12 protein-coding genes and 2 pseudogenes are annotated in these 13,581 nt (G+C 60.5%); 7 read left to right on the top strand and 7 right to left on the bottom strand.

Features of this window, described 5'->3' with window-relative positions; genetic code table 11:
* A pseudogene (locus GSQ87_RS22165) lies at positions 1–656 on the top strand (IS6 family transposase); the annotation flags it as partial.
* A gap of 331 nt (positions 657–987) precedes the next feature.
* Here GSQ87_RS22165 and GSQ87_RS22160 read toward each other — a convergent pair.
* The 4 genes from GSQ87_RS22160 to GSQ87_RS22145 form a co-directional block, all read right to left on the bottom strand.
* Positions 988–2,658 carry a CocE/NonD family hydrolase gene (locus tag GSQ87_RS22160; protein WP_158918873.1) on the bottom strand — a complete coding sequence of 557 codons (1,671 nt, stop codon included), beginning with the start codon at positions 2,656–2,658 and terminating at the stop codon, positions 988–990.
* Positions 2,659–2,693: 35 nt separating this feature from the next.
* Positions 2,694–3,245: a cupin domain-containing protein gene (locus tag GSQ87_RS22155; protein WP_158918871.1), complete on the bottom strand. Its 552-nt coding sequence runs from the start codon at positions 3,243–3,245 to the stop codon at positions 2,694–2,696.
* 91 nt (positions 3,246–3,336) lie between these two features.
* Positions 3,337–4,725 (bottom strand): MFS transporter, encoded by a 1,389-nt coding sequence (locus GSQ87_RS22150; protein ID WP_158918869.1) that lies wholly within the window; start codon positions 4,723–4,725, stop codon positions 3,337–3,339.
* A 452-nt stretch (positions 4,726–5,177) separates the two neighbouring features.
* Positions 5,178–6,173: an amidohydrolase family protein gene (locus tag GSQ87_RS22145; protein ID WP_158918867.1), complete on the bottom strand. Its 996-nt coding sequence runs from the start codon at positions 6,171–6,173 to the stop codon at positions 5,178–5,180.
* A 248-nt stretch (positions 6,174–6,421) separates the two neighbouring features.
* On the opposite strand from GSQ87_RS22145, the gene GSQ87_RS22140 reads away from it, so the two are divergent.
* The 4 genes and pseudogenes from GSQ87_RS22140 to GSQ87_RS22125 all read left to right on the top strand — a co-directional run bounded on the left by GSQ87_RS22140 (position 6,422) and on the right by GSQ87_RS22125 (position 10,708).
* Positions 6,422–7,147 carry a GntR family transcriptional regulator gene (locus GSQ87_RS22140; RefSeq protein ID WP_216839545.1) on the top strand — a complete coding sequence of 242 codons (726 nt, stop codon included), beginning with the start codon at positions 6,422–6,424 and terminating at the stop codon, positions 7,145–7,147.
* 129 nt (positions 7,148–7,276) lie between these two features.
* Positions 7,277–7,993 (top strand): annotated as a pseudogene (locus tag GSQ87_RS22135) (IS6 family transposase).
* Positions 7,994–8,501: 508 nt separating this feature from the next.
* A complete protein-coding gene (locus GSQ87_RS22130) occupies positions 8,502–9,260 on the top strand; it encodes a hypothetical protein (protein ID WP_158918865.1) in 759 nt (252 codons plus the stop codon).
* 932 nt (positions 9,261–10,192) lie between these two features.
* The gene (locus GSQ87_RS22125) at positions 10,193–10,708 is read left to right on the top strand and encodes a hypothetical protein (protein ID WP_158918863.1); all 516 of its coding nucleotides are present in this window, start codon (positions 10,193–10,195) and stop codon (positions 10,706–10,708) included.
* On the opposite strand, the gene GSQ87_RS22120 is transcribed toward GSQ87_RS22125, so the two are convergent.
* Positions 10,694–11,068 carry a response regulator gene (locus GSQ87_RS22120; RefSeq protein WP_158918861.1) on the bottom strand — a complete coding sequence of 125 codons (375 nt, stop codon included), beginning with the start codon at positions 11,066–11,068 and terminating at the stop codon, positions 10,694–10,696. The two genes, GSQ87_RS22125 and GSQ87_RS22120, sit on opposite strands and share 15 nt — an antisense overlap.
* Positions 11,069–11,302: 234 nt before the next feature.
* Here GSQ87_RS22120 and GSQ87_RS23230 point away from each other — a divergent pair, with 234 nt between their 5' ends.
* Both GSQ87_RS23230 and GSQ87_RS22110 read left to right on the top strand, forming a co-directional pair.
* Positions 11,303–11,560: a hypothetical protein gene (locus GSQ87_RS23230; RefSeq protein WP_371416725.1), complete on the top strand. Its 258-nt coding sequence runs from the start codon at positions 11,303–11,305 to the stop codon at positions 11,558–11,560.
* Positions 11,561–11,606: 46 nt separating this feature from the next.
* Positions 11,607–11,798, top strand: coding sequence for a hypothetical protein (locus GSQ87_RS22110; protein ID WP_158918859.1), 192 nt, complete (start codon positions 11,607–11,609; stop codon positions 11,796–11,798).
* Here GSQ87_RS22110 and GSQ87_RS22105 read toward each other — a convergent pair.
* Both GSQ87_RS22105 and GSQ87_RS22100 read right to left on the bottom strand, forming a co-directional pair.
* Entirely contained in the window at positions 11,795–12,529 is a 735-nt protein-coding gene (locus GSQ87_RS22105) for a Crp/Fnr family transcriptional regulator (protein WP_158918857.1), read from the bottom strand. The two genes, GSQ87_RS22110 and GSQ87_RS22105, sit on opposite strands and share 4 nt — an antisense overlap.
* Positions 12,526–13,491 (bottom strand): sensor histidine kinase, encoded by a 966-nt coding sequence (locus GSQ87_RS22100; RefSeq protein WP_158918855.1) that lies wholly within the window; start codon positions 13,489–13,491, stop codon positions 12,526–12,528. Before GSQ87_RS22100 ends, GSQ87_RS22105 begins: the two co-directional genes overlap by 4 nt.
* Positions 13,492–13,581 lie beyond the last annotated feature (90 nt).

The following is a 13,581-nucleotide window of genomic DNA, read 5'->3' as shown; positions in this document are numbered from 1 at the left end:
ATCCGGTTGGTGGTGCTGATGTACGTCCGCTACCCGCTGTCGCTGAGAAACGTCGAAGACCTCCTGCACGAGCGAGGGATCGACATTTGTTACGAGACGGTGCGCAAGTGGGTGGACCGCTTCGGCCCGATGTTCGCCTCAGAGATCCGCACGCGACGGGTCGAAGCTATGCGCCAGCACACGCACTGGAAGTGGCATCTCGACGAGGTCTACGTGAAGATCAACGGCGAGATGCACTACCTCTGGCAGGCGGTGGATCACGAGGGCGAAGTGCTCGAATCCTTCGCCACCAAGGATCGAGACAAGGCCGCCGCGCTGAAGTTCATGCGCAAGCTGATGAAGCGCCACGGGTGCGCCAAGACCATCACCACCGACGGCTTACGGTCCTATCGAGCAGCTATGAAGGAGCTGAACATTGAAGATCGTCAGGAGGTAGCCGTTGGGCCAACAACAGGGCGGAGAACTCACACCAACCCTTCCGACGACGAGAACGGGCGATGCTGAGGTTTCGGAGGATGAAGACACTCCAGCAGTTCGCCTCGGTCCACGCATCCTTCCACAATCACTTCAATCAGGAGCGCCATCTCGTCAGCCGCACAACCTACAAAGACCGACGCTCAGCCGCGCTGGCTGAGTGGCGGCAGGTCGCTGGGTAGAGCTAGCTCGGGTTTGGGGGAGCTACATCCAGGCGGAGACAAGTTCGCGTTGGACTGACAGCACCATCCGGAATCTTCCAGGCGATCCGGTTCGCCGAATGGTTTCGCTGGAGGAACTTCGGCACGGATTCGAGAGCCGTCGGTGAAGGCAAGCGCCTCAGATACTCGTTCTACCGCCGCCGGCCCGAGGCGATGATCGACGTCCCACAAGAATAAGGGCGTTGTGCGCCCTTACCTGCTAGAAGGTGCGGTTTGGGCCGTGGCCCTTAACCGACCTTCCGAAGCGCAGTGTCCACGTGTTGCATCCCAGATTGGAATGCAGGGGAGAATATCAGGGGATAACGGGCAGAAGCAGGTAGGATGCGCGCGTCCCTCCAAGCTCCAGCTCGTGACGGGTCTTAAACGGGTTGCAGGTGTGATACCATAGAGGTTCTTCGACCTGCGTGTCCTGGCCGCGAATTTCCAGCAAGAGCCGATGCCCTTTCTTGAACAGCATTGAAGTTTCACGAAGCTCTATAGCGTATTCTTGAATCTCGCCGACCGGGACCGGCACGTCCCGGTGGTGGGGATGGTGAGGCTGGTAGGGCTTGGATTTGTCGTCGAGCTCACGGTGAGATGCGCGCAACCAGCCTTTGCTGACGATCGGACGACTCCCGTCCGGCGCCAGGTTTCGCATGGTCACCACCCAGGTCGCGTCCGGTTTATCCAGCGTGGCCGACAGGTAGAGTGCGATCGGGCCTGTGATCTCCAGGTCTTCGTCCAGCGGTGGAGTAGCGAAATCGAGGCCGGTGGACGCGCGGTTGGGTGGCAGATGCGGATCGTTGGCGAACCCAGAAGTGGAGCGGGACTGGGGCTCCTGCGATGACAAGGTGTGATCGGCCTGCAAAAAGAACTTGGTCCACTGGGTGCGCGCCAGCGGCCATTCATGTTCATGACGGACTTCGTTCTTACCCTTGATCAAGAGGGTGATGGGCGGTTCGTCGAGCATGCCGGTGTCGAGACCCTTCAGCCAGTGGTCGTACCATCGCAGGATTACATCCTGGTGGTCGCGCCAAGGCCGCTTCGGCCCGGTCAGCCATTCGGTATCGCCGATAATCATTTTCTTGGTGGGCTGGATGCCGCGCCAGGCCTCGAAGGCGCCGGCGAGGTGAATCTGCCATCCGCTCCAACGGGACATTATCAACGCGGGTACTTTGATCTTATCAAGGACGCGGTTGGACGACCTTTCCCAATAATAAGGTCCGTCGTGCGGCTCTATCAGGAAATCGAAAGTAAGTGGATTTTTTGTTTCATACTTAAGTTGAATATGAAGATATGGGCTGTTTATCACGGCGGGGGTATTGAATAGCGCCTGCTTGCGGCGGTCCACCTCTTCAGCGGAGAGGAAATCGTAGATGAGGGGCTTCTGTGGCCGCACGCTCAGGTGTTCAAACCACTGATGGAAAAACCCTTCATCATACAGGCCGCCATGGTAGACGGAGTGGCGGTAGCGGTCGGTGTAGGCTTCGTAAGGTGCGATCGCCTTCAGGGATGGCGGCTGGGTCGCCGCCACCAGGTTCTGTACGACGGCGAAATAGGACATGCCGAGCATGCCGACGTTACCATCGCACCAAGGCTGTCGAGCGATCCATTCAATGAGGTCGTAACCGTCCTCTTGCTCCTTACGCCCCTGGAAATTGTACGTGCCTTCGGAGTCCCCCGAGCCGCGCACATCGGCAATCACGTGCACGTAGCCGCGACTGACGAAGAAGCCCGTGTCGCCAGCTTCCTGCCCTCCATTGCCTAGTCGCGCGCTGTGCGGCTGTTGCTGCTCCATCACCCGCTGCACGTCCTTGCCGTAGGGCGAATAGGCCAGCAGGGCAGGGAACTTGCCGTCCCCATCGGGGCGGAACACGTCGATGGCGAGGTGCAGGCCGTCCCTCATCTGCACGCGGGCGTTCCGTTCCTCGACGACGCCGTACTGCGGCTGGGACACGCGTGAGCGCCAATCTTGATCGGTCACAGCTTCACTCCTCATATTTCGGGCGCAGGGCACGGTTAGTGCGGCTTAGCGTGGTCCCAGGCGGGGGGCGCATCGGCGTCGATCAGAACAAAGGCGATGCGACAGGGCTCGTCAAAGCTATTGATCCAGGCGTGGTTGGTGCCTTGCTGCACCATCACGTCACCGGCTTGGAGCGTCACCTCGCTCTCGTCGAGCAGCATGCGAATGCGACCGGACAGGACGATGACAAAATCTACGCTGCGGGTGCGATGGGTGAAGGGATGGCGCGCGCCGCCGCCGCTACGGTCGTGCTCCACCCCCATCTCGCGCAGGATGGCGTCCTGATCCAAGGCCGCCGTATCCTTCAATGGGGGGAAGTCCACCATCCTGAAGATCGCACCCGACGGAGGCGGTCCGACTGCGATCTCGCGCTCGGCCGTGTCGGCGTTGCTGGAAATGTCGGCCGGCGCCCCATCGGTCACCCACAACAGGGTCGAGACGAGGCCGCCGGCTGCTTGACGAACGCGGACGTTCTTTGCGGGTCCGTCCTGGACCACAATAGCCACCCCGGCTGCGTCGTGGCCGGTCACAATTCGACGGATAGTCATAGCTCATCTCCAGCGATCGATTGTCGACGCGCCGTCGTCCCATTGCGCACGCCGTGGTGAGCGACGTTCATGCCTTCGAGAATCTCGAGGTTCATGGCGCGACCTCCAGCACGGTGGCTGGATCGAGCGATCGCTCTCCACGGCCCTCCCTGTGGACGTGGTGTAGGTAGATGGGCGTGATGATGATCGCCGAGAGCAGACCGACGATCAGGGGGATGGTCATCAGGTGAAATACCTGCTCGATCGGGATCAGTTTGCTCAACATCATGCCCCCGATGACCGGTCCGAGCACTCCGCCGACCCGTCCGATCAGCACTTGAGATCCGACGGCGGTGCTGCGGATGTAGGTCGGATACATCGGGCTCTGCATAGCGATGTTGCCGAATTGCAGGCCAAGCAAACAGAAGCCGGAGCAGCCCAACAGCAGCATCAATTGCCATTCGGGCAGTCCTGGCCGGCCGATCAGGAAGACCACAGGAATAGAGAGTGCGAACAGGATTGGCACAGGTATAAATCCTACCCTGTCCAGCGGCCGCATGATCAGCACTCCGGCAAGCGTACCGCTGAACTGGAACACTGTCACCGCAAGTGTCGCATGTTGAAGAGATACGCCGGAATCGGACAGAAGGGTGGGGACCCACTGATTGATGAAATAGAACACCGCGAGCACACACGCGTTTGAAATCCAAAACATCGGGGTGAGGATCGCAAGGTGTTTTTCAAACAGGGCGCTTGGATTGAAGCGGGTCTGGTTCTTTTCGACCCCGACAACGAAGTGCGCGTCCGCGTCGATGTCGATCCCAGGGGCTAGGCGTTTCAGCAGTCGGATCAGATCGGCGCGCCGAGAAGGCCGGATCGCAAGATATTTTATCGACTCGGGCAGAATGAAGATCAGGGCCAAACCGATTAGCATCGGCCCTAGGCCGCCGATCCAGAAGAGCAGCCGCCAGCCGTCGGCAGCCATGGTCTGCGCGGCGACCACGCCGGATAGGCCGCCGCCGAAGGTCACTCCCAGGAACATCAGGATAACCATGCTTGCGCGCAGGCGGCGGGGGGCGAACTCGTTGTTCAGCGCCACGACAACGACAATCAGGCCGGAAATCCCTAGTCCTGCGAGAAAACGCAGGCCCGTCAGGACCTGGACGGAGGGGGCCCATACCGACAGCAGGGTGAACAGCCCGAACACCATGACGCCGCCGATGATTCCGGTCTTTCGCCCGAGCCGATCTCCAATGAAGCCGAAGATCGGGGATCCAAATAGGCCGGCGAACAGGGTGGCGCCGAATAGCGGGCCCAGAGATCCGCGATGGACATGCCATTCCTTGCTTATTGCCGGCGCCGCCAAAGCCACGGCTGTGATGTCATAGCCATCGAAGAGCATGAGGATGAACGAGATCGCAAGGATTTGGATTTGGAGGAGGCTGACCTTGGATCTGTCAATAATATCTACGACATCAACAATGTTCTTTCCCGGTATCATTTTGCCTCCCTAAAGGCTTTTTATTTTCGCGCATTGTTCGACAGCGCTGCATTTAATTTTTAAGCTGGGTGCTGAGGCGCCCAGCCCATCAGATGACGGATATTAGCGCCTCGCCCGTTTGCGTCTGGTGGGAAAGCATTATCGTTCTCGTTTCTGGACCTAATCAAAAGATGCATCGAAGCGGAACATGATCGTCAGCTCCACGGTGGGATCGCAAGGCGCCGCAGGGGTGGCCTCACTGTCGTATACGAGCGTGCCAACCCAAGGGGCCTAGGGCCCCTATTGTATCGCTGCGGCATGCGTCAGGTGGAGCGTCGATTATCCACACGGCGTAGAATGGGAGGGTCTTGCTTTTTAATGTCCGACCCGGAACCCGCATTGTATACATAGCGCTCCCCAAACGGCCTTGGCAATGACTTTGATCGGCCCTGTCGTCTCCCGCCTTCCGACAATCAGGCCTTCAGCTTCAGCAGGCGTTCGGCGTTGCCGTGGGCGATCTTCATCCTGTCGGCCGGCGAGAGGGGAAGGGTGTCGAGGAATTGGCGAGCGGCGAGATTGGAGCTGAACGGGTAATCGACGGAGAACAGAATACGGTCGGTCCCGAAAGTCAGGAGCGCCGCCATCAACGGTGGAAGCGTGAAGAAGGCGCTGATGGTTATCCACACTTGGTCGAGGATGGTCTGGCTGACGCTACGTTTCAGATGCGGCGTCGCACCGGCGCTGAAGACGTCGTCGCAACGCGCAAGCATCGCCGGCAATCCCTCTCCCATATGACCGATAATGATCTTCAGGCCGCGGTGACGGTCGAGCGCGCCGGAAAGGACCAAGCGCAAGACGTGTATCGCGACTTCCTGATGCCAGCCCCAGGCGGTAGTGGACAGGAAGTAGCCGGTCTTCCCCGGCAGATGGTCGTAGTAGGCTTGGCGGACGGCTTCGGGCGGTAGGCCCGGATGGAGATATAGAGGGACGTCGAGAGCCTCCGCGCGCGCCAGCAACGGGGCATAGAGGGGGTCGTCAAGGAAACGGCCTTCCGTCGTGCCGTTGATTAGGGCGCCGCGGAAGCCGAGCTCGGTTACCGCGCGCTCCAACTCGTCGGCGACCGCGTCTGTCGCTGTCATTGGCAGATGGGCGAAGCCAGCGTAACGCCCAGGATTGGCTCGGACGGAGCGGGCAAGCAGATCGTTTGCATCCCGGGCCCAGGCGAGGCTTTCGCCGGCCGGAAGCAAATCGGAGGCCGGCCCGACGATGGAGAGGACCTGGAGGCTAATGCCTGCGGCGTCCATGTCGGCAAGTCTGTCGGGTCCGAGGTCATGCAGCGCCGCCTCGCGCTTCTTTGCTGCGGGAGGCGTGTCGCCAGAAGGAAATCCCCGCCGCACGATGGCGTCTGGATCGATCCGGCCGATCAGGGACGGATCGTTGAAATGCTCTTCGAGAGCGATGATGCGCATGAAGACCTATTCCGCCGGTTGGTGAGATTAAGGATACAGCGAGATCCGTTTCTGTATACAATCCTAGGCGATCTGCCGATCACGTATTTTTACGTCCAATGGGCTCGTCATGGCCGCGCTTAGCCGAAACGTCAACGAAGCGGTCTGCTGGGCGGATCGCCAAGACGCGCCGACGAACGATTTCGGCATCGGAGCCTTGATGGCGCAGCGCAAGCGGGGACTGTCCTGTCGCCGCCTGCATCTTTCACATGCGGCACAAAACGGGCGACATGAACAGTATGGATGAGATGGACAGCGCCGTAACGGAGCGGGGGCTCTTGTCCGAGCGGATACGAAAGGCGCTTACCGACGAGATCACCGCAGGCGTGCTGCAACCGGGGTCGGCTCTGGACGAGCAGCAACTGGCCTTACGTTTCAGTGTTTCCCGCACGCCGGTGCGCGAGGCGCTCCGCCAGCTTTCCAACGGCGGGTTGGTGGAAATCCGTCCGCGACGCGGTGTATTCGTGACCCGCCTCAGCCCCGAACGCATTATGGAGATGTTCGAGACCGCAGCGGAGGTCGAGGCGCTCTGCGTTCGTCTGGCGACGTACCGTGTGACGCCGATGGAGCGTGCCAAGCTGGTCGAGTTGCACGAGGCGTCCGGTCTTATGGCCGAGTCAGGTGATGTCGACGCCTACGATAGGTTCAACCGAGATTTTCACGTCTTGATTTACCAAGCCACACACAACGGATTCATGCGCGAGCACGCCGTTTCCCTGCGCAATCGGCTAGACGCCTTCCGCCGCACCCAGTTACGCCAATCCGGTCGTATTCTGATCTCAAGAATCGAGCACGCTGAAATACTCGCAGCCATGGCGGAAGGGGACGGGGAGCAGGCGGCTCGCCGGATGCGCGCGCACCTGCTTAACGCCGCCACGGCTTTTAGCCGCTTTGTCGCAGACCACTCGGCTCCAGAATCGGCGTTGTCAGATTAATCAGCTCAATGAACCGCTTGTTTGAGCGAAGGTGACGTCGGCTTTGTCGGAGCCGTTGTCATATGGGCTGCGGGCTCTGTCAGGTGAAATGTACCTTGCGGTGAGCGCGGTCGAGGGTAGGGAAGGGGCATGCCCCGCCGGAAGCCTCCGCCCAATCCGTTCCGCTGGTTTGACTCATCGCCGGAGGTGATCCGTTTGGTGGTGATGATGTACATCAAATACCCTCTGTCGCTGAGAAACGTGGAGGATCTCCTGCACGAGCGGGGCATCGACATCTGCCACGAGACGGTGCGGCTGTGGTGGACGCGGTTTGGGCCCATGTTCGCCAACGAGATCCGCAAGTAGCGGGTTGAGGCGATGCGCCAGCACACCCACTGGCGGTGGCATCTCGATGAGGTCTACGTGAAGATCAACGGCGAGATGCGCTACCTGTGGCGGGCGGTTGACCACGAGGGTGAGGTGCTGGAATCCTTTGTCGCCAAGGAGCGGGACAAGACGGCGGCGCTGAAGTTCATCAAGAAGGCGATGAAACGCCACGGCAAACCTGAGGTGATCGTCACCGATGGGCTCCGGTCCTACGGCGCGGCTCTGAAGGAGATCGGAGGCACGGAGCGCCAGGAGGTTGGTCGCTGGACCAACAACCGAGCGGAGAACTCACACCAGCCGTTCCGACGACGAGAGCGGGCGATGCTGAGGTTTCGGAGGATGAAAACACTCCAGACCTTCGCCTCGGTGCACGGGACCGTGCACAATCATTTTAGCCAGGAGCGCCACCTCGTCAGCCGCACAACCTACAAAGACCGACGCTCAGCCGCCCTGGCTGAGTGGCGGCAGGTCGTTGGGTAGAGCTCGCTCGGGTTTGGGGGAGCTACGTCCGAGCGGAGACGAGTTAGCGTTGGACTGACAGCACCTTCAGGCGGCATATGAGAAGGCCCGCGCGGACTATCTCGAGGCCGCGATCGAAGAGACAGTTCAGCGAGCGGTTCCAAGCGCGCGCTGTTATCAGGGCGTTGTCTGGACCGATCCTGACACGGGTAAGACCTGGGAGAACGACGTCGTCGCGATCGTCGGCAATTTTATCTTCCTGTTCGAAGCTAAATCCGGCGTATCAAGGATGCTTCCCGTCGGGGCGGGCTCGATAGCCTGAAAAAAAACTTCAAAGAACTGTTCGTAGAACCGGGCCTGCAAGCTTGGCGTCTGCAAGATTACCTAGACGTTCATCAGTCAAAAGCGGTCATGCGGTTGAAGAAGGGCGGAGAGTTGATCAACCTCCGTCTTGATCGACCCAAACTCGTGTTTCCGGTTCAGCATTTGCATTGAGCATTTCGCTGCGCTTACGAGCGCGAAACGGTACTTGGCGGAATTGGGGCTAATCGAGCGGGAGACGGCCTGGGCACCGGTGCTTTCGATCGGCGAGGTCTTGATGCTCGATCGGTTCCTGGATTCGGAAATCTCGTTCATCCACTATCTTAGTCGGCGCGCCTCGCTTGAGCAGCAGATCGATGTGGAGGGCGACGAACAGGACCTCCTCTCCGTTTATTTGACGAACGGCTTTTACTTCGATCAGGAGGCATTGGCCGGGCAGCGCCTTTTCCTAAACAATGTCGACTGGCTGGTGAGGCGGTCGAAGCAACCTCGTACGGACAGAACCTTCGTCGATCTTCCCGGCGTGCATCTCACCTCGTTTTGGCTCACCGTAGTAAAAGAGGTCTACGCGCTTTCGGAACACCTCAATCGCTTCGACATCATCATCAACATCCTAAATCAGACACCCCCGCGCAGGGCCGCGTTAGAGCGATCCATTCGCCGTTGGCGCCGCGGTGAGTCTGACAAAGCGGGAAATTTGATGTTCGCCCAGGAAACCATCGCGGGGCGCCTGTTTTCAATAGCGGTCTATCTTGTGCCCAAGCCTCCCTCCGAGCTCGACTGGCATCCGACGGCGCGCGATCTGGCGATGCGGATTCTGCCAGATGTGGAAGCAGCTGACATTGTGGTCGTCGGCATCGCGCGCCGCAGCAAGAAGAGCTTTGATGCGCTAAGCTTTTTCCGACTGGGGCAACTGCGCAAGACCAAGCCGGCTGAGGGCACCCTGGTAACTGACCAGCGCGCCTAGGCTGTTGCGGCCCGCGCCGCTTCAATTCGCGGTAGCGCGATTTCCACGACATGAAGATAGTCTGCATAGAATGCAACGGGAGCGAGGCGTGAGGGGAGCGCACGTCGTAGGTGTCCGGCCAGGGCCATTAGCATGAGTTGGTTTGGGCCCCGACTCGCCGGTGGGCGATGTCCGCTATCAGTCGCCAGAGCTATGTCCGGACCATCTTCAATTGCGGCCACTGGAGGACGGCTTGATAGCCCCTCATAGGCGCTCCGAATGTCTGGAAACTGGAGGAACGCTGACGGCCGCTTAGGGCGCAACCTGTCCTGTGGATCTGCGCCAGATACCCCCACCCAAGCCTCGTCGACCGGGAAGCGCCGCATGACCTCCGTCGGTTCGAAGATAAGTGGGCGATGGACGCGAAGCCCTAAGCGTGAGGTTTCTTTCGGTTTCGCGGGAGCAGCAAAAGACCGACGCAAAGCCCGACCGCTAGGCCTACCCCCGCTCCAAGCGAGAGGTGATCGAAACAAGCGCCGACCAGCATGCCGCCAGACGTACAGATAACAACAACTACGCCTGGGAGTGAGACTGGCATCAAACATTATATTAGACGATCCGGCCGCAACGCCAATCATGAAATCGCGGCTGAAGGTGACTAGGGGGTCAGAAAGAGTCGCTAGCGCGTATCGTGTCGGTTCCGGAGGCTTGCCCTTTGGCCATGACCGCTATGCGGCCACGGTTGCGCGTCCACTTGGCCGCCAATTCCGGACGTCAGGGCGCGGCTGAAATCGACCGTGGCCGGCACTCGTAATATCGTGATTGCGAAGGGAGGGGAGGGCGGCTCTGAGCCTCTCGGGGCAAATTTCGGAAAAGTCGACGGCGCCCTTGACCGAGATGACGCTTGCGACGCCACCGCTTTGGGCTCTCATATGCGTGCGGAGGGCGTGAGAATGCAAGTCGATATAAGCGGAGCGCCTCTCACAAGGCCGGTCCTGGCGGCCCTGGTGGCCGAGAATTATCCTGTGATCGCGCATGAGCTTTTACGGCCTATTCTGGACCTACACAGCATCTCTCGCGAAGCTTGTGGCGGAGACGCCGATAAATTTATAATCATGCTAGTGGTGGCCGTGCGAACAACGGAAGACAAGCGCTTCTCAGGCTATACTCAAGAGCAATTACTAAGCGGCGAAGTGCCAGTTTTCCCCAGCCTGGGAACGAATGTCCGATCTATCGCCGACTCCATCGGAGTTCCGAGAGAGACTGTCCGCCGGAAAGTTCGCGAGCTGATCGCGGCGGGTTGGATTGACCGCGAGGGGGATGATCTGCGCTTTACCGCCTTGGCCTATCAGCGGCTAGCGAACGCGCGCATCGCTATCGAGCATCTCGCCATCCGGCATTTCGAGGTCGTGACCGAACTGATCCACAAACAGGCGCTGGACGAAGGCGCGACCTCACAGGAGCTTTGATGCAAGCACCTCCACCTCTGAAAGCAGACGCTCCGAGACTGTAGACTTGGCCAACGTGACGTCGGCGCCGACGATCCGCGCAAGGTTTAGCAGCCCGAGCGATCCAAGGCTTTCTTTGGCGGAAAGAGCTAAAATTCGAACATCAGGATAACTCCTCTTCAGATGGGAAATCAGCTCGATCCCATCGCATTTGGGCATGAGAACGTCGGTCACCACAATGTTGGGTGGTGCTGGCTCCAATGCCTGGAGGGCTTGGATGCCATCACAGGCCTCTTTGACCGTATGCCCCGCGCTCCTCAACATACGGGCAGTCACGCTGCGGAAGACTTCGTCATCATCAACCAAAAGGATCAAGGCCAACGTTATGCACTCAGTTGCAAAGCTGCTCCCTAGGCATTGGCTCCGCGCCACGCCACGGTTGGGGGGCCCAGATTGGGTCTGAACGACGCCGACTCTGTTATTGATGACGAGCAGCCTCCGAATGTCCGCTATCTGGCAGAGGCCGCATGTCTCCTATGGGCGCGCAGCCGTCTGGCAGTTGGGAATCCAGCGGCTAGACGCGGCCGCGCCGAACAGGAGGTGAGCCGCCCCAGCATGAGGTTCGTGCCGGTGAAGAGCGCCGAGCGGCAGGCGGTTCTGGTGCTACACCGCAGCCGCGAGCTGCTGGTGCGCCAAAGGACCATGCTGGCCAACGCGATCCGCGGCCACTGCGCCGAGTTCGGCTTGGTCGCACCCTTGGGCGTTCGCGCCGTCCAGGGGCTGATAGAGCGGATGCACGCCGAGCCTACGGCTCTGCCGGAGCTTGCGTGGCCCGCCTTGCAGACATTGGCCGATCAGCCCGTCCACAGATGACAATGCCGGCATCGGAGAATCGTAAGGACGTTGCGTCGGTGATGGTATGAAGCAGGCTGGACTGGGCGCCACCGATGTCCCGCTGAACGTCAGCGCCGCCGAGGGCGAGGTCGTTGTCACGGCGCAGGATAATGCGCTCGCCATCGCGCTGATGCCGCCTGCGGCAGCTGAGCCCGGTCGCCGGATGATCGAGGTGGCCAGATCGGTGCAAAGCGGGGACGCCGAGACGACCGACTAAGTTTCGCACACCTCGGTCGTACTGCTGCGGATTTCGCGCTCGACCGCCAGCAAGGTCGCCCGGCAGGGGCAGCTGAACCGCTCAAGCCGCGCATAGTCTACGATTTCGATCGATGCTCGCCCAGTCCGAAGCGCGCCTTCCCGCTGAAGATTGGACATCGCCACCGCAATGGTCGTCCGTTGAACCCCGAGGATATGCGCAAGCGCTTCCTGGGTCAGGGGGATCGAAGCGAGGTCGCCGCTGCGGTCGAAGGCGTCGAGCAGGGCGCGGCTGAGGCGCGCCTCGACGCTGTGGAGCGCGTTGCAGGCGACATACTGGCGGGCCTGGACCAGCAGCATTTCAATCTGCTTGTGGATCTGAATCCGAAGTGCGTTCGACGCTTGGAAAAGCTCGCGATAGTCCGCCGCCCGGATCCGAAAGGTCTCGCCTGGAATCTGGACGTGAGCCTGGGCGTAGGCGCGCCGGCTTCCGCAGGCTTCAAAGGCGCCCAGCACGCCTTCGGCGCCGATCAGCGCACTTTCGACCGTCTCGCCGAACGGCGTTTCGGTGGCGAGCGATATTAGGCCGCTTTCCGGAAAGTAGACCCAGGTGACGTCTTCCCCGGCCTCTTGCAGCACCTCGCCCTTGGTCATGGGTTTGATATGAAAATGCCCGGCCGCAGCCGATAACACATCGGGCTCGATCTGCTTCAGCACGGCGTTGCTGACCGCGCCGGGGCCCCGCGTTCTCAAGACTGCAGCCTTTCGATTGGGAAGCGCATTTCCATCGACAATCCTTCGGCAAGCCAGCGCCGCTCAACCCGTCCACCCAGCTGCCTGGACACGGTTTGATCGGTCAGGCGCGTTCCAAATCCCTTATGTTGTGGCGCATCGTCCAGTCGCGGCCCCCCGCATTCAGCCCACGTTACGACGTATCGGTCGTCGCGTCGGTGCCCCTGCACCGCGAGGGTGCCGGACGCTGTCGACAAGGAACCATACTTCACTGCGTTGGTCGCCTGCTCGTGGACGACAAGGGCGAGCGCGTTGGCGCCGGTGAGACCGAGAGGCAGATCTTCGAGGTCGACGCAAATCCGATCCCGATCCAGGGTCCGGTAGGGGGTGAGCAACTGCTCGATCAGGGCCGCAACCGTCGTGGAGATCCCCGCATTGGCGCCCGGCACGGCGAGTTCGTTCGCCACCGCCAAGGCGCCCACACGGCCGTCGAGTTCGGCGGCGAAGTCTGCGGCCGAAGGGTGTTTTGGGACGGATAACCTGACGAGGCCGGAGAAGATCGCGAAGATATTCTTCACGCGGTGGCCAAGCTCATGGGCCAATGTCATGTAGACCTGTTCTGAGCGCTTCACGATCTCGATGTCCGTGAAGGTGATCAGCCAGCGAACGGTCGGGCCTTCCGGCTCGCGCAGGGCGCCAGCCTGGGCCAGAAACCAGCTGAAATCGCCGTCGCGGCCGCGTAGGCGGCATTCTATTCGAAAGGCTTCGTCGTGGGGTGCGACGTCACCCGCGAAATGGTCGAAGAGATGGCGATCGTCCACGTGGATGGGATCAATCCAGTCGCGATCAATGACGACGGCGGCGCCGGTGTGGTCGCGCCAACGCTGGTTGGCGAAATCCTGACCCTCTCCAATGCCGAGGACGATAACTGGATGGGGAAGCGCGTCGCAAAAAGCCGCTAAGTCTGCCGTCGCCAGGCTCATCTGGACCAAGCGCTCCGCCGGAATTTAGTGACGATGGCGGCGACGGTCCGCTCTCCTCCTCCAAACGACTCCGACTCCTTGATCATGTTC

Origin of the sequence: Caulobacter sp. S45 (genome assembly GCF_009765965.1) — a bacterium.
Classification (GTDB): Bacteria; Pseudomonadota; Alphaproteobacteria; order Caulobacterales; family Caulobacteraceae; genus CAHJWH01.
This window is presented reverse-complemented; position numbering and strand designations above follow the sequence as displayed.